At 67.5% G+C, this 18,552-nt stretch carries 15 protein-coding genes and 2 rRNA genes; 9 read left to right on the top strand and 8 right to left on the bottom strand.

Going from position 1 to position 18,552, the window contains the following annotated elements; translation table 11 throughout:
- Positions 1-4: 4 nt before the first annotated feature.
- The 3 genes from AW274_RS30850 to AW274_RS30840 all read right to left on the bottom strand — a co-directional run bounded on the left by AW274_RS30850 (position 5) and on the right by AW274_RS30840 (position 3,643).
- Complete coding sequence (locus tag AW274_RS30850; RefSeq protein ID WP_062439586.1) at positions 5-922, bottom strand: ABC transporter permease; 918 nt, start codon at positions 920-922, stop codon at positions 5-7.
- On the bottom strand, positions 915-1,856 hold the full coding sequence (locus tag AW274_RS30845) for an ABC transporter permease (RefSeq protein WP_062439583.1): 942 nt from the start codon (positions 1,854-1,856) through the stop codon (positions 915-917). The genes AW274_RS30850 and AW274_RS30845 overlap by 8 nt, the downstream gene beginning before the upstream one ends.
- A 119-nt stretch (positions 1,857-1,975) precedes the next feature.
- The gene (locus AW274_RS30840; RefSeq protein WP_062439581.1) at positions 1,976-3,643 is read right to left on the bottom strand and encodes a peptide ABC transporter substrate-binding protein; all 1,668 of its coding nucleotides are present in this window, start codon (positions 3,641-3,643) and stop codon (positions 1,976-1,978) included.
- A 477-nt stretch (positions 3,644-4,120) separates the two neighbouring features.
- Here AW274_RS30840 and AW274_RS30835 point away from each other — a divergent pair, with 477 nt between their 5' ends.
- The 4 genes from AW274_RS30835 to AW274_RS30820 are packed head-to-tail and all read left to right on the top strand — an operon-like array spanning position 4,121 to position 6,686.
- Complete coding sequence (locus AW274_RS30835) at positions 4,121-5,032, top strand: ABC transporter permease (protein WP_062439579.1); 912 nt, start codon at positions 4,121-4,123, stop codon at positions 5,030-5,032.
- Between the two features lie 16 nt (positions 5,033-5,048).
- Positions 5,049-5,855, top strand: coding sequence for an ABC transporter ATP-binding protein (locus tag AW274_RS30830; protein ID WP_083975183.1), 807 nt, complete (start codon positions 5,049-5,051; stop codon positions 5,853-5,855).
- Between the two features lie 55 nt (positions 5,856-5,910).
- Positions 5,911-6,447 carry a YbhB/YbcL family Raf kinase inhibitor-like protein gene (locus AW274_RS30825; RefSeq protein WP_062439576.1) on the top strand — a complete coding sequence of 179 codons (537 nt, stop codon included), beginning with the start codon at positions 5,911-5,913 and terminating at the stop codon, positions 6,445-6,447.
- 59 nt (positions 6,448-6,506) lie between these two features.
- Positions 6,507-6,686 carry a hypothetical protein gene (locus tag AW274_RS30820; RefSeq protein WP_062338642.1) on the top strand — a complete coding sequence of 60 codons (180 nt, stop codon included), beginning with the start codon at positions 6,507-6,509 and terminating at the stop codon, positions 6,684-6,686.
- Between the two features lie 93 nt (positions 6,687-6,779).
- Here AW274_RS30820 and AW274_RS30815 read toward each other — a convergent pair whose 3' ends face one another.
- Complete coding sequence (locus AW274_RS30815) at positions 6,780-7,235, bottom strand: hypothetical protein (protein ID WP_062439572.1); 456 nt, start codon at positions 7,233-7,235, stop codon at positions 6,780-6,782.
- Between the two features lie 273 nt (positions 7,236-7,508).
- Positions 7,509-8,822, bottom strand: a complete 1,314-nt coding sequence (locus tag AW274_RS30810) for a KamA family radical SAM protein (protein ID WP_062439568.1) — start codon at positions 8,820-8,822, stop codon at positions 7,509-7,511.
- Between the two features lie 185 nt (positions 8,823-9,007).
- Here AW274_RS30810 and AW274_RS30805 point away from each other — a divergent pair, with 185 nt between their 5' ends.
- The 4 genes from AW274_RS30805 to AW274_RS30790 all read left to right on the top strand — a co-directional run bounded on the left by AW274_RS30805 (position 9,008) and on the right by AW274_RS30790 (position 13,878).
- Positions 9,008-9,568: a DUF1707 domain-containing protein gene (locus AW274_RS30805; RefSeq protein WP_062439565.1), complete on the top strand. Its 561-nt coding sequence runs from the start codon at positions 9,008-9,010 to the stop codon at positions 9,566-9,568.
- Between the two features lie 75 nt (positions 9,569-9,643).
- Positions 9,644-10,678 (top strand): phosphate acyltransferase PlsX, encoded by a 1,035-nt coding sequence (gene plsX / locus AW274_RS30800; protein WP_083975090.1) that lies wholly within the window; start codon positions 9,644-9,646, stop codon positions 10,676-10,678.
- A 42-nt stretch (positions 10,679-10,720) separates the two neighbouring features.
- A complete protein-coding gene (gene argS / locus AW274_RS30795; protein WP_062439562.1) occupies positions 10,721-12,442 on the top strand; it encodes an arginine--tRNA ligase in 1,722 nt (573 codons plus the stop codon).
- A gap of 125 nt (positions 12,443-12,567) precedes the next feature.
- Positions 12,568-13,878: a hypothetical protein gene (locus AW274_RS30790; RefSeq protein WP_232320588.1), complete on the top strand. Its 1,311-nt coding sequence runs from the start codon at positions 12,568-12,570 to the stop codon at positions 13,876-13,878.
- 191 nt (positions 13,879-14,069) lie between these two features.
- Here AW274_RS30790 and AW274_RS30785 read toward each other — a convergent pair whose 3' ends face one another.
- Positions 14,070-14,453, bottom strand: coding sequence for a cell division protein SepF (locus tag AW274_RS30785; protein WP_062439558.1), 384 nt, complete (start codon positions 14,451-14,453; stop codon positions 14,070-14,072).
- 536 nt (positions 14,454-14,989) lie between these two features.
- Here AW274_RS30785 and AW274_RS30780 point away from each other — a divergent pair.
- Entirely contained in the window at positions 14,990-16,183 is a 1,194-nt protein-coding gene (locus AW274_RS30780; protein ID WP_062439555.1) for a glycosyltransferase, read from the top strand.
- A gap of 1,835 nt (positions 16,184-18,018) precedes the next feature.
- Here the strand turns inward: AW274_RS30780 and rrf are convergent.
- Together rrf and AW274_RS30770 are read right to left on the bottom strand one after the other, a co-directional pair.
- Positions 18,019-18,135 (bottom strand): 5S ribosomal RNA (gene rrf / locus AW274_RS30775).
- Between the two features lie 53 nt (positions 18,136-18,188).
- Positions 18,189-18,552 (bottom strand): 23S ribosomal RNA (locus AW274_RS30770); the annotation flags it as partial.

Here is an 18,552-nt window from a genome sequence, read left to right as displayed (position 1 = left end):
CCTCCTATCGAAGCTTCGGGTCGAGAGCGTCGCGGACGGCGTCGCCGAGCATGACGAAGGCCAGCACCGTGAGGCTCAGGAACAGGGCCGGGAACAGCAGCGCCTCCGGGGCCTGGAGGAACCGGTTGCGCGCGTCGGCGATCATCAGACCCCACGAGATGTCGGGCGACTGGATGCCGACGCCGAGGAACGACAGCGCGGCCTCGGCGGCGATGAAGACGCCCATGTTCATGGTCGCCACGACGATCACCGGGGCCACCGCGTTGGGCAGGATGTGCCGGCTCATGAGCCGGCCCGGACCCGCGCCCAGCGCCCGCGCCGCCAGGACGTAGTCCTGGCTCTTGGCCGACATGACCGCCGCCCGCATGATGCGCAGCACCATCGGCCAGGCGAGCACCGACAGCGCCAGCACCACGGTCCAGATGCCCGCGTTGTCGCGGCCCACCAGGGCCAGGATCAGCAGCGCGCCCAGGGTCGAGGGGATCGCGAAGAAGATCTCCGCGACGCGCGACAGGATCGTGTCGGTCCAGCGGCCGTAGAACCCGGCCAGCAGGCCCAGCAGACCGCCGATGAGCGTGGTCACCAGCGTGGAGAACACGCCGACCATGATCGAGATCCGGGCGCCGTAGATGACCCGTGAGTAGGTGTCGCACCCCTGGTTGTCGGTGCCGAACCAGTGGAGCCCGCTCACGCCCTGCCGCGCCTTGGTCAGGTCGCACGTGCTCGGATCAAATGCGTTGACCGAGGAGAACAGACCCGGAATGATCGACATGACCACGAGGACGGCGATCATGACGGCGGCGATGATGAAGACCTTGCTCCGCCGCAGGTCGTACCACGCGTCCGACCACAGGCTCGCCGGCTTCTTCTGCTTCGGCGGCTTGACCGATTTGGGCTTCTGCTCGGTGAGCGTGTCACTCATAGCGGATCCTGGGGTCGAGGACGGCGTACAGCAGGTCGACGATCAGGTTGGCGGCGATGAAGATCAGCACCAGGACGGTCACGATGCCGACGACGACCGAGTTCTCCGACAGGTAGACCGAGTCGACGAGCTGGCGGCCGATGCCGTTCAGGTTGAAGATGGTCTCGGTGATCACCGCGCCGCTCATCAGCGCGCCGAGGTCGGCGCCCAGATAGGTGACGAGCGGGATCAGCGAGTTGCGCAGGGCGTGTCTGCCCAGCACCCGGCGGCGGGGCATGCCCTTGGCGATCGCGGTCCGCACGTAGTCGGCCCGCAACGTCTCCATCAGGCTGGTTCGCGTCAGCCGTGTCAGGTACGCGATCGACGTCCCGGCCAGCACGATGCCCGGCAGCAGATAGCTGCGCCAGCCCGCGGAGGTGCCGGCCACGGGGAAGAAGTCGATGCCCGTGGACGTCTTGAGCTGCAGGCCCAGCACGAGCTGGAGCACGAAGCCGCTGACCAGCGTCGGGATCGACACCAGCAGCAGGGTGAAGGCCAGGATCGCGGTGTCGGTGGCCTTGCCGCGGCGCAGGGCGGCGACGAGACCCAGGCCGATGCCGACGATCGCCTCGATGACCAGGGCCGTCATGGCCAGGTTCAAGGTGATCTGGAACTTGCCTTCGAAAATGGTGGAAACCGGCAGACCGCGGAAGGTCGTTCCGAAGTCGCCGGAGAAGATGCCCTGGATGTAGTAGCCGTACTGGACCACCAGGGGATCGTCCAGATGGAACATCTCACGCATCGTGGCCCGGAACACCGGGTCGACGGCCCGGTCTCCGGCGAGAGCCTGAATGGGGTCGCCGGGGAGCCAGTAGACGAGCGTGAAGATGAGAAACGTGGTGCCAAGCAGCACAGGGATCGCCTGGAGCAGGCGCCTGACAACGTAGCGGCCCATTCGGTCTCCCGATCATGACGAAGGGCAGCCCCACCGCAACCAACTAGTAGGGCTGCCCCAAGAGTGAAGGTCCATCCCGGGCGGCTCAAGGGGTTCCGCCGCCCGGGTTGGATGCCGTCCTAGGCCCTTTCGACGTTCGCGATCTCGATGCGCTCGAACGGGTCGATCTTGACGTTCTTCACGTTCGACGAGAAGGCGCCGTTGGTCTGGTAGAAGTAGACCGGGATGTAGGGCAGTTCCTTCAGCAGGATGTCGTCAGCGGCCTGGTAGGACGCGATGCCCTCTTCGACCGTGGGAGCCGAGTCGGCCTTCTTCAGCAGCTCCTCGAACTCCTTGTTGTTGAAGCCCGAGTAGTTGGAGCCGGCGTTGGCCGCGAAGATCGGCTTGAGGTAGTTCTCCGGCGACGGGTAGTCCATGATCCAGGCCATCCGGAAGAGGCCCTTCCACTTGTCCGCGCCCAGGTCGTCGAGGATGGTGGCGAACTTCTCGACCGGCTTCGGCTCAACGGTGGCGCCGAGGTTGGTGCGGAGGTTGTTCGCGACGGCCTCGATCCACTCCTTGTGGCCGCCGTCGGCGTTGTAGCCCAGCTCGATCGAGCCGGCCTGCGGGCCGCCGTTGGCGTCCCACAGCTCCTTGGCCTTCACCGGGTCGTAGGTGCAGGCCTCGCCGCAGGCGCCCTGACGGTAGCCGGCCACGACCGGGGAGATGAAGTCGTCGGCCGGGACACGGGTGCCGGAGAAGACCTGCTCGGTGATGGTCTTGCGGTCGATCGCCATCGAGATGGCCTTGCGCAGCTCGGCGCTCTTGGCGTAGTCGGCGCCGACCTTGGTCGGGAAGCCCAGGTAGCCGATGCCCGAGGAGGGCTGCTCGATGTAGCGGTCGCCCAGCTCGGCCTTGGCGGAGGCGATGACCTCGGCGGGCAGCTGGTCCATGATGTCGATGTTGCCGGCCTGCAGGTCGCGGTACGCGGTGTTCAGGTCGGTGTAGATCGCGAAGTCGACGGCCTCGACCTTGGCCTTGGCCTCGGCGTAGTCGTCGTTGCGGACCAGCGAGATGCGGGTCTCGACGCCGCGCTTCCACGGCTTGGCCATCTTGAAGGGGCCGTTGCCGATGGGCGACTCGCCGTAGGCGGCGGTCACCTTGCCGTCAGGGCCGAAGGCGGCCTTGGGCATCGGGTAGAAGGCGGTGTAGCCCAGCATCGTCGGGAAACCCGAGAACGGGTTGGCCAGCTGGACCGTGAAGGTCAGCGGGTCGACGACCTTCAGACCGGAGAGGGTGGTCGCGGTGGCCGCGGGGGCGGCCTTCGGGCCGTCGCCGTCGGGGTCGACCGGGTTCATCTCGCCGTAGCCGGCGATGGAGCCCATGAAGTAGTTGGCCTCGTACGCGTTGGCGCCGTTGGCGGTGTAGTTCCAGGAGTCGACGAAGCTCTGGGCGTCGACCGGGGTGCCGTCGTGGAACTTGTAGCCGTCCTTCAGCTTGATCGTCCAGTTGGTCTGGTCGTCAGAGGTGATGGACTCGGCGATCTGGTTGATCGGCTTCTTGTCAGCGTCGTAGTTGACCAGACCGATGAACAGGGCGTTGAGCACTTCGGCGCCGCTGGTCTCCGCGGTGTTACCGGGGACGAGCTCGTGCTGCGGCTCGGCGATCTCGACCACGATCGGCGCGGCGGCGGATCCCTCGCCACCCGCGGCAGGGTTGGGGGCCTCTTCGCCGCCACCACAGGCGGCCAGGCCGAGCGCCAACACGGCAGTGCCGGCGATGATCTGTGCGCCCTTGAATACGCGCATAGTGAGTAGATCCTCCCTCAAAGGATGGGCGTTGGCGCTGAGCTGCGAGATGTCCAGGCCGGCACCCCCTGGGCCCCTTGTGAGGACCTCGGATTTGCAGACACGGTCAAACGAGCTGACGCCCTGCCAGTCGTCCGCGAGCATCCCTCACCACACACCGCAGTGTTGTCTCTGCTGCGTTGCAGTTCGGTCACACGTGCGTCAGTCGGGCGTCACACGCATACCAAGAAGGTCGCCTCAAACCTCTTAACTGGCTCCAAAACTCCCATAAAGGTACACATGTCCCGAGACTGGTAAAGACACGGTACGTGCTTTGCCGTACCGATCGTGGCGTTGTCCCCATATCAGGACGTGGTGGGCTACCTTTGACCAAGCCGTGGCACCCCCGCCACCGGCCGCTTCACCCAACCCCCACGAGGAGCCAACAGGTGACCATCGCAGGCTTCTCGTTCACCAGCATCCAATAGAGTCCTTGCCATGAGCCAGCCGGATTCCGCCGTCGCGGACGCGCAGGGCGGCGCAGCGACGGAATCGCTGGCCGCGCTCGCGAAGCGTCACGGCCTCCGTCGCGCGATCGCGCGCCCGAGCCTGCCTTTCTACGTCGGGCAGCTCTGGGCCCGACGGCACTTCGTGCTCAAGTACGCGACGTCGCGCAACGTCTCCAAATACAGCCAGTCGATGCTGGGCCAGCTCTGGCAGCTCCTCACGCCGCTCCTGAACGCCGGCGTCTACTACCTGATGTTCGGCGTCATCCTCGATCAGAAGAAGGACATCTCCAACTACACGGCCTTCCTGATCACCGGCGTCTTCATCTTCACCTTCACCCAGCGGACCGTCAGCGGCGGCGCCAAGTCGATCTCGAACAACCTGTCGCTGATCCGCGCGCTGCACTTCCCCCGGGCCGCGCTGCCCCTGGCCTACGCGGTGCAGGAACTCCAGCAGCTGCTGTGGTCGATGCTGGTGCTCATCGGGATCGTGGTCCTCACCGGCGAGCCGATCACCCTCTACTGGCTGCTCATCCCGGTCGCGCTGGTGCTGCAGCTCACCTTCAACATCGGAGCCAGCCTCTTCATGGCCCGCGTCGGCGCCTTCGCCCGCGACATGAACCAGCTGCTGCCGTTCATCATGCGGACCTGGCTCTACGCCTCGGGCGTCTTCTTCAGCATCCCCGACCGGGTCGCCGACCTGCCCGAGTCACTGGCGTTCGTGCAGTACATCATGGAGCTCAACCCGGCCGCGGCCTACATCGAGCTCATGCGTGACCTGCTCATCCAAAGCCACACCCCGCCCCAGTGGGCCTGGACGACTGCCATATTCTGGGCCGTGTTCGCCCTCGTCATCGGATTCTGGTACTTCTGGCGCGCCGAAGAAAGGTACGGACGTGGCTGAGGCGAAGCCGATGGCGATGGAAAGGGTGTGGCCGTTGACCGCCGAAGAGCAGGAGGCGACCACGAAGCCGTCGGCCGCCGGCACTCCGACCGTCATCGTCGACGACCTCCACATCGTCTACAAGGTCTACGGCGCGACCTCGGCCGAGGAGAAGGGCAACGCCGCCACCGCCCTGCTGCGGCTGGTGAAGCGCCAGGGCCGCCCGCAGATGCGCGAGGTCCACGCGGTGAAGGGCGTCTCGTTCGTGGCCCGCCACGGCGACGCGATCGGCATCATCGGCCGCAACGGCTCGGGCAAGTCCACCCTGCTGCGCGCCATCGCCGGCCTGCTGCCGCCCCACTCCGGCGCCGTCTACACCGACGGCCAGCCCTCGCTCCTGGGCGTCAACGCCGCCCTGATGAAGGAGCTCACGGGCGAGCGCAACATCACCCTCGGCTGCTACGCGATGGGCATGACCCCCTCCGAGGTCAGGGCCAAGTACGACGAGATCGTCGACTTCTCGGGCATCGGCGAGTTCGTCCAGTTCCCCATGTCGACCTACTCGTCGGGCATGGGCGCCCGCCTGCGGTTCGCCATCGCGTCGGCGAAGGTCCACGACGTGCTGCTGATCGACGAGGCGCTGGCGACCGGCGACCGCGAGTTCCGCAAGCGGTCGCAGAAGCGCATCATGCAGATGCGCGAGTCGGCCGGCACCGTCTTCCTGGTCGCCCACAACCTCGACGTCATCGAGGAGACCTGCAACCGGGTCATCTGGCTGCACAAGGGCAAGATCAAGATGGACGGCGACCCCGCCGAGGTCATCGGCGCCTACAACAAGGCGTGAGTGGTAGAGGATAGGCCCGCAGGAAGATCGCGACCTATCCCGAGCGGAGTGCGCCATGCCGACGCCAGCACCCATTCCCTACGACCACCTGCCGGAGGTCCCGGCGCTCACCGTCGAGTCCGCCGGGTTGTCCGACGGCGCGACGCTGCCCGACCGCCACGTCTTCAACGACTGGGGCTTCTCCGGCGAGAACGTCTCCCCGCGCCTGACCTGGTCGGGCGCCCCCGAGGGCACCCAGAGCTACGCGGTCACCTGCTTCGACCCCGACGCCCCCACCGGCAGCGGCTTCTGGCACTGGCTGGTGTTCGACATCCCGGCCTCGGTCACCGAACTGCCCGAAGGCGCCGGCAACGGCCCCGGCTTCGCGGGCCTGCCGGAGGGCGCCGTCCACACCAAGAACGACTACGGCCGCAAGGAGTACGGCGGCGCCGCGCCGCCCCCCGGCCTGCCGCACCGCTACCTGTTCGCCGTGCACGCCCTCGACACCGACAAACTCGGCGTCGACCCCGACTCCAACCCGGCCGTGGTGGGCTTCAACATCACCGCCCACACCCTGGCGCGCGGATTCATCGCACCGGTGTACGAAAGCTGATGCCGCTGCGCCCGGTGTTCCATTATGATTCGAACGGGGATTCGATCTAAGGAACGCCGATGAACTGGGAGGGCGGGATGAGTGAGCTGGTTACGGCCATCGATCATCTGGCCGACGAAGACCCGTCTGAACTTTCACCTGCCCTGCTGACCGAGCAGCTCATCGAACTGCACTGGCAGATGGCCAGACTGCAGGCACAGATCGCCAGGCGCACCTCGGTGCGCCCCTGGGCAAACTGAAAACGGCCGGTGCCTCGCGAAGGCACCGGCCGTTTTCACATGTCAGAGGTACGGAAACGTTGACGTGGCCACGCCAACGTGTCCGAGAGGCACTTAGCGGGTGCCCGAGACGATGTTCTTGACCGCACCCGACAGGCCCTGGGCGGCCTTGCTCACCTGGGTGGCCGAACCGGTCAGGTCCTTGCTCGCGCCGCTGATCTGGTCGGCGCCACCGGCGATCTGCCCCGCGGCGCCGGTGAGGGCGTCCAGCGCGGGGGCGAGCTGGGTCGAGACGTCGTTGCTGCGCGCGGACATCGGGGTCGCCACCGGGAGCGCGCCGGTGACACCGGCCAGCTGCGCGCCGGGGAGGGCGCCCGTGACCGCGCCGGTCGGGAGACCGTTCGTGAGCCCCGCGAGCGGGTTGCCGCCGCCGGCGAGCAGGCCCGCGACCGGGTTGCCCGCGGCCGCGCCGTTGAGCAGGCTGGAGATCGGGTCGTCCGCGGCCTGAGCGGGCGCGGCGAACATCGCTGCGACGCCGAAGGTCGCGACGACGATGGCTGCCTTGATCATTCGCTTCATGTTTATGCCTCCTGAGTCCCGTCCCAGGTCAGGGAACGGGAACCGAGAACCCCCGCGTAACCGGCGCGGGTTCGCGCCGGCCGATTGGCTAGGCCGAATTTCTATCACCATGGGAAACGGCCCGATGACCGGGAGTCACAACGCCAAGAGGCCGGAGGGCGCCCGACTTGGCGGCACATGATGGGAATTCACATCCGGCCCGGGAGAAAGGCACGGTAAACGCGGCTCCCGGGCCGGGGGCAATTGTTTTCCGTCTCCTTGGGGTCAGGCCGCGACGGGAGCGGCCGGCTCGAAGGGGAAGCGGTCGGCGAACGCGGGCCGCAGGTCGGTCAGCCAGACGGCCGTGGGGTCGTACCGCGCGAAGAAGGGCCGGCCGACCAGGCCGGGGTCACGGGCCTGGATGAAGTGGAGCACGAACACGCGCTGCCCGTTGATCTCGGTCACGCCGTCGACGCAGACCTTTCCGGGGGTGGCCGACATCGAGGGTCCCCTGACCGTCCGGCAGAGACCGGAGACCTGGGCATAGGCGTCTCTGAAGGTCTCGTACGCGTCGGCCAGCGGCACCGCGAAGTAGTCCTGCGGCCCGGTGTCCCGCTCGACGAACATGTAATAGGGCACCATGCCCATCGCGTTCTGCCGGCGCCACATGTGCGCCCACGTGGCCGCGTCGTCGTTGATCGTGCGGATGAGGGGCGCCTGGGTCCGGACCGTGGCGCCGGTGTCGAGGATGCGCCGCACCGCCGAACCCACCGCCTGGGGTTCGAGCTCCCGAGGGTGCGAGAAGTGCGCCATGAACGCGAGGTTCTTGCCCGACCTGACCACCTGCTCGAACAGCTTGAGCGTGTCGTCGGCGTCGGGGTCGGTGACGAACCGGCCGGGCCAGTAGGCCAGCGACTTGGTGCCGATGCGGATCGAGTCGATCTGCGGGATCTCCAGCAGCGGCTCGACGTAGCGGCGCAGCACCGGCTCCCCCATGATCATGGGGTCGCCGCCGGTGAACAGCACCGACGTCACCTCGGGGTGACGTCGGATGTAGCCGACGAGCGCGTCGACGTCGCCGGAGGCGAACTTCAGGTCGGGCTCGCCGATGAACTGCGCCCAGCGGAAGCAGTAGGTGCAGTAGGCGTGGCAGGTCTGCCCCTGCTTGGGGAAGAACAGCACCGTCTCAGGATATTTGTGCTGCATGCCGGGCACCGGCTCGTCGCCGATCTTGGGCACGTTCAGGTCGAGCTGACCGGCCGGATGGGGGTTGAGCCCCATGCGCACCTCGTTGGCCGCCGCGGTCAACTGCTTGACCGGGGCGTTCGTCCTGATGAGGTTCGCCAGACGGGAGACATCCGCTTCGGGCAGCATGTCCTCTTGAGGAAAGACGAGCCGGTAGATCGGGTCGTCGGGGACCGCGGACCAGTCGATCAGCTCGTCGACGACGTAGGCGTTGGTGCGGAACGGCAGCACGGTCGCCACCGCGCGGACCCGTAGCCGCGCCTCCTCGCCGAACCCGGCCTTCTCGCGAAGCAGGTCGTCGAGATGTTTCGTCGTGTATGCCCGGAAGCCGCGGGTTCCCTCGTTAAAGATCACTCGGCCTTCCCTTCTCGGTAGTTTTTCCGATCTCGTGTAAACCAAGGAGGCCCTTCAGGCGTCTGGGCATCCTCTATACCGGTATCGGCCCATCCCGACAGCCGAATTCAGGATTTGGTAAAGACCGTAGTCATGATTTTTGCCTCTCGCGACATATCTCGAATGCGAGTAATCTGGGACATGTGATGACAGAAGACCCAGGTCAGCGCGCCTCCGACGCCGACCGCGACCGGGTGGCGGCGATCATCGCCGAAGGGCTCGCCAGCGGCCGCCTCACCACGGCCGAACACGCCGACCGCCTCGAAGCCACCTACGGCGCGGTCACGATGGGCGAACTGGTCCCGATCACCAAGGACCTCCCCTCGACCGTCGCGCACACGGCCGCGCCCGACGTCGGCCGCAAGAACATCACCGCCGCGTTCAGCAAGGTCATCAAGAACGGCCGCTGGGTGCCCGGCCGCCACCTCCGCCTTCAGGCCCGGTTCGGCGCGCTGATCATCGACCTGAGCGACGCCGTACTGCCCGGCCGCGAGATCACCGTCGACATCAGCGCCGCGTTCAGCAAGGTGATCATCCGGGTGCCCGACAACGCCAACGTCATCGACGACGGAAGCGCGGTCTTCGCGAAACGGATCGTCTCGGGCGGCGAGAAGGACGACGGCCCGGTGATCCGGGTGACCGGCAACGCCGCGTTCTCCAAGGTCATCGTGTCCCGAAAAGTGTGGGACCCGAATCTGCGCGGATAACGCGAGCCGACGGACGGCGCACCGACCCGCCCCGCCTACCATTCACTGAGATTCCCGGATCGATTGGATGGCGCCGTGGCCGTATCGTCGCCGGTCGCGCTCGACGCCATGGGCGGCGACCACGCGCCAGAAGAGATCGTCGCGGGGGCCGTCGTGGCCGTCAGGGAGCTCGGGATCCCGGTCGTACTGGTCGGCCAGCCCCGGCCGCTCCACGACCTCCTGTCCCGCTACGGGGCCGCGTCCGAGATCCCCATCGTCCGCGCCGAAGAGGCGATCTCCATGGACGAGGGGGCGCTCGCCAGCCTCCGCCGCCCCCGGTCCAGCATCGCCGTCGCCTGCCACCTCGTCCGCAGGGGCGACGCGTCGGCGGTCGTGTCGGCGGGCTCGACGGGCGGCGTCGTCGCCACCGCCAAACTGCGCCTCAAGACCCAGCCCGGCGTGCTGCGCCCCGCCATCGCGGTCGCGCTGCCGACCGTGCCCAACCCGACGATCCTGCTCGACGCGGGCGCCAACGCCGACGCCAAGCCCGAGATGCTGGTCCAGTTCGCCCACCTGGGCGTCGCCTACGTCGCGACCGCCCTCGGCCACGACAACCCCCGCGTCGGCCTGCTCACCATCGGCGCCGAGGCCGAGAAGGGCAACAAGGTCGTCAAACGCGCCCACGAGCTGCTGGAGACCGCCCCCGGCATCCGCTTCGCCGGCAACGTCGAGGGCCACGACCTGCTGACGGGCCGCGTCGAGGTCATCGTCGCCGACGGCTTCACCGGCAACGTGGCGCTCAAGACCATGGAGGGCAGCGTGCGCTACGCCTTCGGCCAGATCCGCCAGGCCGTCGACGGCAGCGCGGTCGCCAAGATCGGCGGCCTCCTCCAGCGGCCCCGCCTGCGCGGCCTCTACGAGCGTCTCGACCCCGAGGCCCACGGCGGGGCGGTGCTGCTCGGCCTCAACGGCTGCGTCGTGATCGCCCACGGTTCCTCCCGCGCCAAGGGCGTCGCGGCGGCCTGCGAACTGGCCTCCCGGCTGGCCGCCGAGAGCGTCGTCGGCAAGGTCGGCGAGCGCATCGCGGCCATCCCCCGGTCGCACCGGTTGTGGTTCTCCGACCGGCGGTAACCCTGGCGACGACGACGGTTTCGCGTCGCTAGGCTTTGGTGTATGACCGACCCACAACTCGTGCTCGCCGAGCGTGTCCAGCAGGCGCTGGCCACCGCGTTCGGCCAGGAATACGCCGCCGAGGATCCGCTGATCAGGCCCTCCCAGTTCGCCGACTACCAGGCGAACGTCGCGATGAGCCTGGCCAAGCGACTCCGGCGCGCGCCGCGAGATGTGGCCCAGGAGATCGCCGCCAACCTCGACCTGCCCGGCACCGTCGAGGTGAGCGGCCCCGGCTTCCTCAACCTGCGCTTCGACGACGCCTGGATCGCCGCCGAGGCCGCCGCCGTGCTGGCCGACGACCGGCTCGGGGTGGCCCGCGAACTCCCGTCGAAGACGGTCGTGGTCGACTACTCCGCGCCCAACGCCGCCAAGGAGATGCACGTCGGCCACCTGCGCACCACTGTCGTGGGCGACGCGCTGGTCCGCGTACAGGAGCATCTCGGGAACCGCGTCGTCAGGCAGAACCACCTCGGCGACTGGGGCACCCCGTTCGGCATGCTCATCGAGCACCTCCTCGACATGGGCGAGGAGGCGGCGGTCGCCCAGCTCGAAGCGGGCAACGGCAACGACTACTACCAGGCCGCCCGCGCCAAGTTCGACGGCGACGCCGAGTTCAACCGCAGGGCCCGCGCCCGCGTGGTGACCCTCCAGGCCGAAGACCCCGAGACGATGCGCCTGTGGCGCATCTTCATGGACGCCACGGTCCGCTACTTCAACAAGGTCTACGTCCAGCTCGGCGTCACCCTGACCGACGACGACATCGCCGGCGAGAGCATGTACAACCACGCCCTCGCCCAGGTCTGCGACGACCTGCAGGAGCGCGGCATCGCCGAGATCAGCGACGGCGCGTTGTGCGTCTTCCCGCCCGGCTTCACCGGGCGCGAGGGCGCTCCGCTCCCGTTCATGATCAGAAAATCCGATGGCGGGTACGGATACGCGACCACCGACCTGGCCACCATGCGCTACCGGGTCCAGGACCTGAAGGCCGACCGCATCCTCTACGTCATCGGCGTCACCCAGTCGCTGCACATGCAGATGCTGTTCGCCTCGGCGAAGCTGGCCGGCTGGTTGCCCGAGCACGTCTCGGCCGAGCACATCCAGATCGGCAGCGTGCTCGGCAGCGACGGCAAGATGTTCAAGACCAGGGCCGGCAAGTCCATCAAGCTGCTCGAACTCCTCGACGAGGCCGAGACCCGGGCCACCGCCGTCCTGGCCGAGCGCGACTACGACGACGCCACCCGCACCGAGATCGCCCACGCCGTCGCCATGGGTGCGGTCAAGTACGCCGACCTGTCGGTCAGCCACGACAGCGAATACGTCTTCGACTTCGACCGCATGCTCGCCCTGACCGGCAACACCGGCCCCTACCTCCAGTACGCCGCCGCGCGCATCCGCTCCATCTTCCGGCGCGGCGATCTCGACCCGGCAGGCTCCTACGGGCCGATCGTCATCACCCACCCGGCCGAACGCGCCCTGGCCCTCGAACTGCTCGGCTTCGGCCCGATCGTCGCCGAGGTGGGCGCGCGCAACGAGCCCCACCGCCTGTGCGCCTACCTGTTCGACCTGGCCAGCGCGTTCACCACCTTCTACGACAACAACCCGGTCCTCAAGGCCGACTCCGACGAGGCGCGCCAGTCCCGGCTCGCGCTGTCGCAGCTGACCATGCGGGTGCTCGTCCAGGGCCTCGACCTCCTGGGGATCACGGCGCCCGAGCGGATGTAAATCCACGGATCGGCGCGCCTCAGAACACGAACAGGTCACGGCCGTCTAGTGTGGGCGCGGTCAAGGGAGCGTCTGCGGTGCGTAAAGCGGACGTCCACCTGCCGTGGGGGAGTCAGCGCGTGAGCATGGATGTAACAGCCCGGCCGGGGTCGTCCGGTAGCGCCGACACCACTGAGCTGCACCGCTACGCCGAAGCGCTACTCGTCCACCTCACCGCCGACGGCGGCCCGCCCCCGTCACCGCCCGGGGCGATCGACGTCCCGGGCTACTGGCTCTCCCCGGCCGTGCGCGCCCTGGCGCTGATCCTCAGCGGCGACGACGCGATGGAGCCGCTGTCTGAGGCGGCCCAGCTCGACGGCGCCAAGACGGCGCTGTTCCTGTGCCTGGCCTTAGCCGTCTGCGGCCACGGCGACCGCATCCACGCCTCGTGGCTCGGCACCGCCTTCGGCGACCTGTCCGCCGAACACCCCGTGACCGCGGGCCAGCGCGCCCTGTGGCTGGCCGCCGCCCGGGGGGCCTACGGCCCGGCCGGCAAGATCTTCGTGCTGCGCAAGCTCGACGCGGTCGAGGTGCTCCGCGACGACGACGTGTGGCTCAAGGCGCTCGTCCCGGCCGAACCCGGCCTGGTGGTCCCGCCGTCGCTGAACGACTTCCCCGAGCTGGCCCAGATCCCGGCGCTGGGCGGCCCCGTGCAGGCCGCCGCCCGGCTGGCCAAGCTCCGCCACCGGTGCGAGGAGATCACCTCCGTACCGCCGCCCACGGGCGCGCTGCCGCAGAGCCGTGCGGTGTGGCCCGACACCGAACCGATGGCGGTGTTGTCGGCCCTCGTCGGCTCCCCCGAGCCCGAGGGCCCGCTGAGTTCCCTGCACGGCCACCTGCTCGACGACCTGAAGCCCGGCGCCGACCCCTACCTCGCCGCGCTCGCGCTCCACGTCGCCGCGCCCGCGATCAGCACCGCCGCCGCCCACCTGTCCGACCGCACCGACGCCGAGCAGCCCGAGACGCTGGTCCTGCCGATCCTCGGCCACTCGATCACGCTGCGTCCCGACGGCCCCGACGTCGACGCGATGGCCGACGCCGAACGCCGCATCATGGCCGGCTACATTCCGCGGCGTCCGTCGCCCATGCCCGGTTATCTGGCGGCGCTCGGCGGCCTGGTCGTCTTCACGCTCGGTTTCGTCTTCTCGATGATTCTGGCGGTCGTCGGAGTCGGAATGGGTGCTTTCGGGGCGTGGTTGTTGTGGCGTTTCCGCGCCCGCGAGAAAGCCGATCTCGCCCTGGTCAACGCACAGGTGGCCGAACTCCACGAACTCGCCACGTCGGCGGTCTGGGCCCTGCACGAATACGCACGAGAAGCCAAAACCCGGAGAGATCAGGCCATCGCCGACGTAGCAGAAGTAGGACGCCTGCTGAAGCGGGGGCCACGCGCCGGCTGAAAGGCCGGAGAAACGAGAGACCCGGCCTGCGGAATCCCATCGCAAGCCGGGTCGAATTGGTCGGTCGGGGCTGGTCGGAACATTCCCCTGAGTGTCGGACGGTGTCACGTGTGCGGCCGGCGGAGGGGCCGGCAGGGGTGGGTGGTGAGAGGCCTCGGCGTCGCCTCTCCACCCGCTCGGCGAAGTGACCGTTAAGCGGTGGTCACCTCGACGTTCGACGGCGTGAGCAGGAACACCTTGTCGGCGATCCGCTCGATGCGACCCTCACAGCCATAGGCGAGGCCGGCCGCGAAGTCGACCATTCTGGTCGCCTCCAGGGTCGACATCGTCGCGACGTCCATCACGATCGTGTGGCCCTCGCGGAAGTGACGGCCCACGGTGAGCGCGTCGTCGTACTTCCTCGGACGTACCATCACGATTCGCGACGGTTCGCCCGCCGGCTGCCAGCGTTTTGCCGCCCTTTCGGAGGCCGGCATCCAATCGTCGTCGTATTCCTCTTCCCCATAGGGCTCTTCCGAATATTGCTCGGCTCCGCCCAGGCCAAGGTAGGTCGCTACCTTGCGCACTGCCCCCATCGGCTTCGTCCTTTCCGGGTTTGTCCCGACACAAGGGACGCTAACCGACCATTCTCTTATGGCGACTCGACACGCCTATACATGGGATTCTCTTTGTCGCGGGTCGTCAGTAGCCCCGTGACATGCGCGCCTGCACCGTAGATTCGTTTACCGACCAGCCATTCAAGGGTAACCCGACGAGCTTCCGCCTGCTGGAAGGTCAGATAACCAGATCGACGATGAGCACCATTGTGGCGGAAATGCGGCATTCGCTAAACAGATTATTCGAGTGCCGAATCAATTCGCTGGACAACGAACTCCGACCACAGAGCGTGACCAACCGGATCCCCCGGACGAATTGCACAGAACATGGGAACTACCCGTGCCCACCGGAGCGCCATATATGCGGGAATGCCCGTCGGGCACCGAAGGCGAAGACTGCGGGGGCACCTCACACTCCCCGCCACTTTCAACCTATAGCCGACTCCCGGGCTTGCCGCAAGACCCCCCTGACCCCGCACAATCGGTGGCCCGAACCACTTCCAGGGGGAAAACCCATGCGCGTACTGCTGTCCACCATCGGCTCACGGGGCGACGTCCAGCCGCTGGCGGCACTGGCCACGGAACTCCGCGCCCTCGGCCAGGACGTGCACCTGTGCGTCCCACCCGACTTCCGCGACTGGCTCGAAGGCCTCGGCCTGACGGTCACCCCGATCGGCCCCGAACTCCGCACCCTGACCGCCGGCACCACCCCACCGACCCCGGAGCAACTCCGCCGCCTGACCGAAGCCTCGGTGACGACCCAGTTCGAGACGGTCATGACGGCGGCGAAGGACTGCGACCTGATCGTGGCCGCCACCGCCATCCAGGTGGCCGCCCGCTCGGTCGCCGAGGTCCTCAAGATCCCGTACGTCTTCACGGCCTTCTGCCCGATCGTGCTGCCCTCCGCCCATCACACCCCGCCCGGTCGACCCCCGGTCGACGGCGACAACCGCACGTTGTGGGCCGAAGACGCCGCCCGCTTCACGTCGACCTTCGGCGCCGCCCTCAACCACCACCGCACGACCCTGGGCCTGAGCCCCGTGACGGACGTACGCGCCCACATCTTCGCCGACCACCCTCTACTGGCCGCCGACCCGACCCTGGGCCCGTGGCCCGAGCCTGCCGTCGGGGTAGTGCAGACCGGGGCCTGGATCCTGCGCGACGACCGCCCCCTGCCGGCCGAGCTGTCGGCGTTCCTGGACGCCGGCGACCCACCGGTGTACTTCGGCTTCGGCAGCATCCGTGCCCCTCACGGGGTGGCCGAAGCGATGCTCGAAGCGGCCAGGGCGACCGGACGGCGAGCCATCCTCTCCCGAGGCTGGGCCGACCTGCTGCCCGACTCACCCGGCCCAGATGTGCTGTCGATCAGCGAAGTGAACCAGCAGGCCCTCTTCCCCCGCGTGGCGGCGGTCGTCCACCACGGCGGCGCCGGGACGACGACGGCGGCCGCACTGGCCGGGGCACCGCAGGTCGTGGTTCCGCAGGTGTATGACCAGTACTACTGGGCGCAGCGGGTGCACCGGTTGAACGTGGGCATCGCGCATCCTCCTGGTGTCCCGACGGCCGAGTCTCTGACGGTGGCGCTGAGCGAAGCGTTGTGGCCTGACATCGCGAACAACGCTGCCGGGCTGGCGGAGGAGATCCGAACCGACGGGGCGAGGACTGCGGCGAACCATGTGCTGAAGCTGGCCGCGGAGGCGAGCGTCTAAGGTCGATAGCCGGGAGCCATCGAGCGGGAGACCTGGCCGTAGCTGGACTCGCAGGAGGCAAGGTAAGCGACACGCTCGAACAACTACTGCAGCTGGCCCGGGACGGGTGAGCATCTGATCAGCCTGCGAGGGAGTGTGGCCTCAGAAGATCCCAGGCAGGACCAACAGTCGAAGTCTGCAGGGGCCTACTCCTGGCTGTATGCCGGAGTTTCCTTGAACAGATCGCCCCAGCTCGGAGATCAGCCGCAGAACGCACAAAGCCCGGCTGTATGGCCGGGCTGAAACACACGATCCCGCAAGCCGACCCTCACAGCTGATGCTCAGCTCACACCGATGGCGTGCCGGCAACCTGACCTCAGCGGCCAAGAACCGCCGCCTGCCCTGGCGACTCCGACCCTGAACACAGTCGCATCCGAGACCGGCCCGCCTTGGCAGGAAGACTGCGCCCGATCCTCGCCTGAACCGCCCCAGAAAACCCGGCTGCCGTGGCCGACTTCAGTCCGAAGGCCCATGAAAAGGATGAAAGCTCAGCCTCATGGCCAGGCAGACAAGCACGCTATGGGTACCCGACGCCACCACCAGATCCAGGCCGGCGGACACCTCAAACGGCGAAAGCCTGGGCGCGGTGGCCAGACAAGGCGCACCTCCGCGGAGCCCGACTACCACCGGCTCAGTGCCACAGACACCTCCGCAGAACGACGAACCTCGCCACATGGTGGGCAGGAAGTACACCTACACCCCGAACCCCGGCACCACCACCAGCGCTGCTCCACACCGCCAACGACGCAAGCCCGACCGCAAGGGATGGGCCGAGATCTCGATGTCTTCCCCTCAGCAGGCCAGCCCCTCGGCCATGCGCCTAAGCCTCAGCATCGCCCCAGATCGCACGAGGCCGTCCTGCCTGGACGGAGGGTCTGCGCCTGCTCCCCGGCTGGACTGCCAGCGCGCTTGCGCCGCCTGTGATCACTCATGACATGTAGAAAGCCCGGCCGCAGTGGCTGGGCAAAAAGCGCCTGCACAGAACCCACCAGTGCAAGCCCCGCAGACACCACACCGGACAGGACGAAAGCTCGACCACCGTAGCTGGGTCTAATCCACAACCCGTGAAACGATAAAGTTTGGCCACGTGGCCGGTCAGCCAAGCACATGCGCGCGGAGCCCGCCACCACCCACCAACGCCAGGTCCACGGAAACCCAAAGCGCTTGAAAGCCCGGTCACGCAGCGAGTAGGACACACCTCTGGAGAGCCCGGCTTCCGTCACCGACGCAGGCCAGCAGAACAGCTCGGAAACAACGAAAGCCCAGCCATGCCAGCCGGGCTCACCCCACAACTGCGAAGGCCGGCCGCAAAGCTGGGCAGACAACGCTCACGCGGAAGCGCCACCACTGGCGCAGACTCGCAGAACAGCCCGGAAACATCGAGTGCGCGGCCACAGCGGCCGGACTCGCTCCACAACCCGTGAAGTAGTGACGCCCGACCACATGGCCGAGCCAAGAACGCGCCGTGGCGGAACCTCGCCTACCACTCGCGCAAGCCCGCGAACACCCCGGAGACGGCAGAAGCCCAGCCATGCCAGCCGAGCTCATCCCACAACCCCTCGAAACGGCGGAGGCCAGCCGCACAGCTGGCAGGCAATGCGCCCCCGCGGAACCACCACCAGCACCGGCCCGAGAACGCCACCCAGGGAACGGCGAAAGCCCGGCCGCAGTAGCCGGGCTCAACCCACTCCCCCGGAACGAAGAAAGCCCGGCCAATCCTGGCCGGGCTAAATAGACAACCACTGAAACGTCGAAGGCCCCAACCATCACTGGCTGGGGCCTTCGGTATAAAGATTGTCCGGCGGTGTCCTACTCTCCCACACCGTCCCCGGTGCAGTACCATCGGCGCTGGAGGGCTTAACTTCCGGGTTCGGAATGTAACCGGGTGTTTCCCCTCCGCCATAACCGCCGTAACTCTAGCGAACCTGCTTGTGGTTCGAGAGTTGCATAGTCGACGCGAACATTTATGGTCAAGTCCTCGGCCTATTAGTACCGGTCAGCTCCACACATTACTGTGCTTCCACTCCCGGCCTATCAACCCGGTCGTCTACCGGGGGCCTTACCCCAACAAAGGGTGGGAGACCTCATCTCAAGACGAGCTTCCCGCTTAGATGCTTTCAGCGGTTATCCCTTCCGAACGTAGCCAACCAGCCGTGCCCTTGGCAGAACAACTGGCACACCAGAGGTTCGTCCGTCCCGGTCCTCTCGTACTAGGGACAGCCTCTCTCAAGTCTCCTGCGCGCGCAGCGGATAGGGACCGAACTGTCTCGCGACGTTCTAAACCCAGCTCGCGTACCGCTTTAATGGGCGAACAGCCCAACCCTTGGGAC

It is taken from the genome of Herbidospora daliensis (genome assembly GCF_001570585.1).
GTDB classification, from domain to species: Bacteria; Actinomycetota; Actinomycetes; order Streptosporangiales; family Streptosporangiaceae; genus Herbidospora; species Herbidospora daliensis.
The sequence above is the reverse complement of the archived record's forward strand: the minus strand, read 5'-3'. Positions and strand labels throughout refer to the sequence as shown.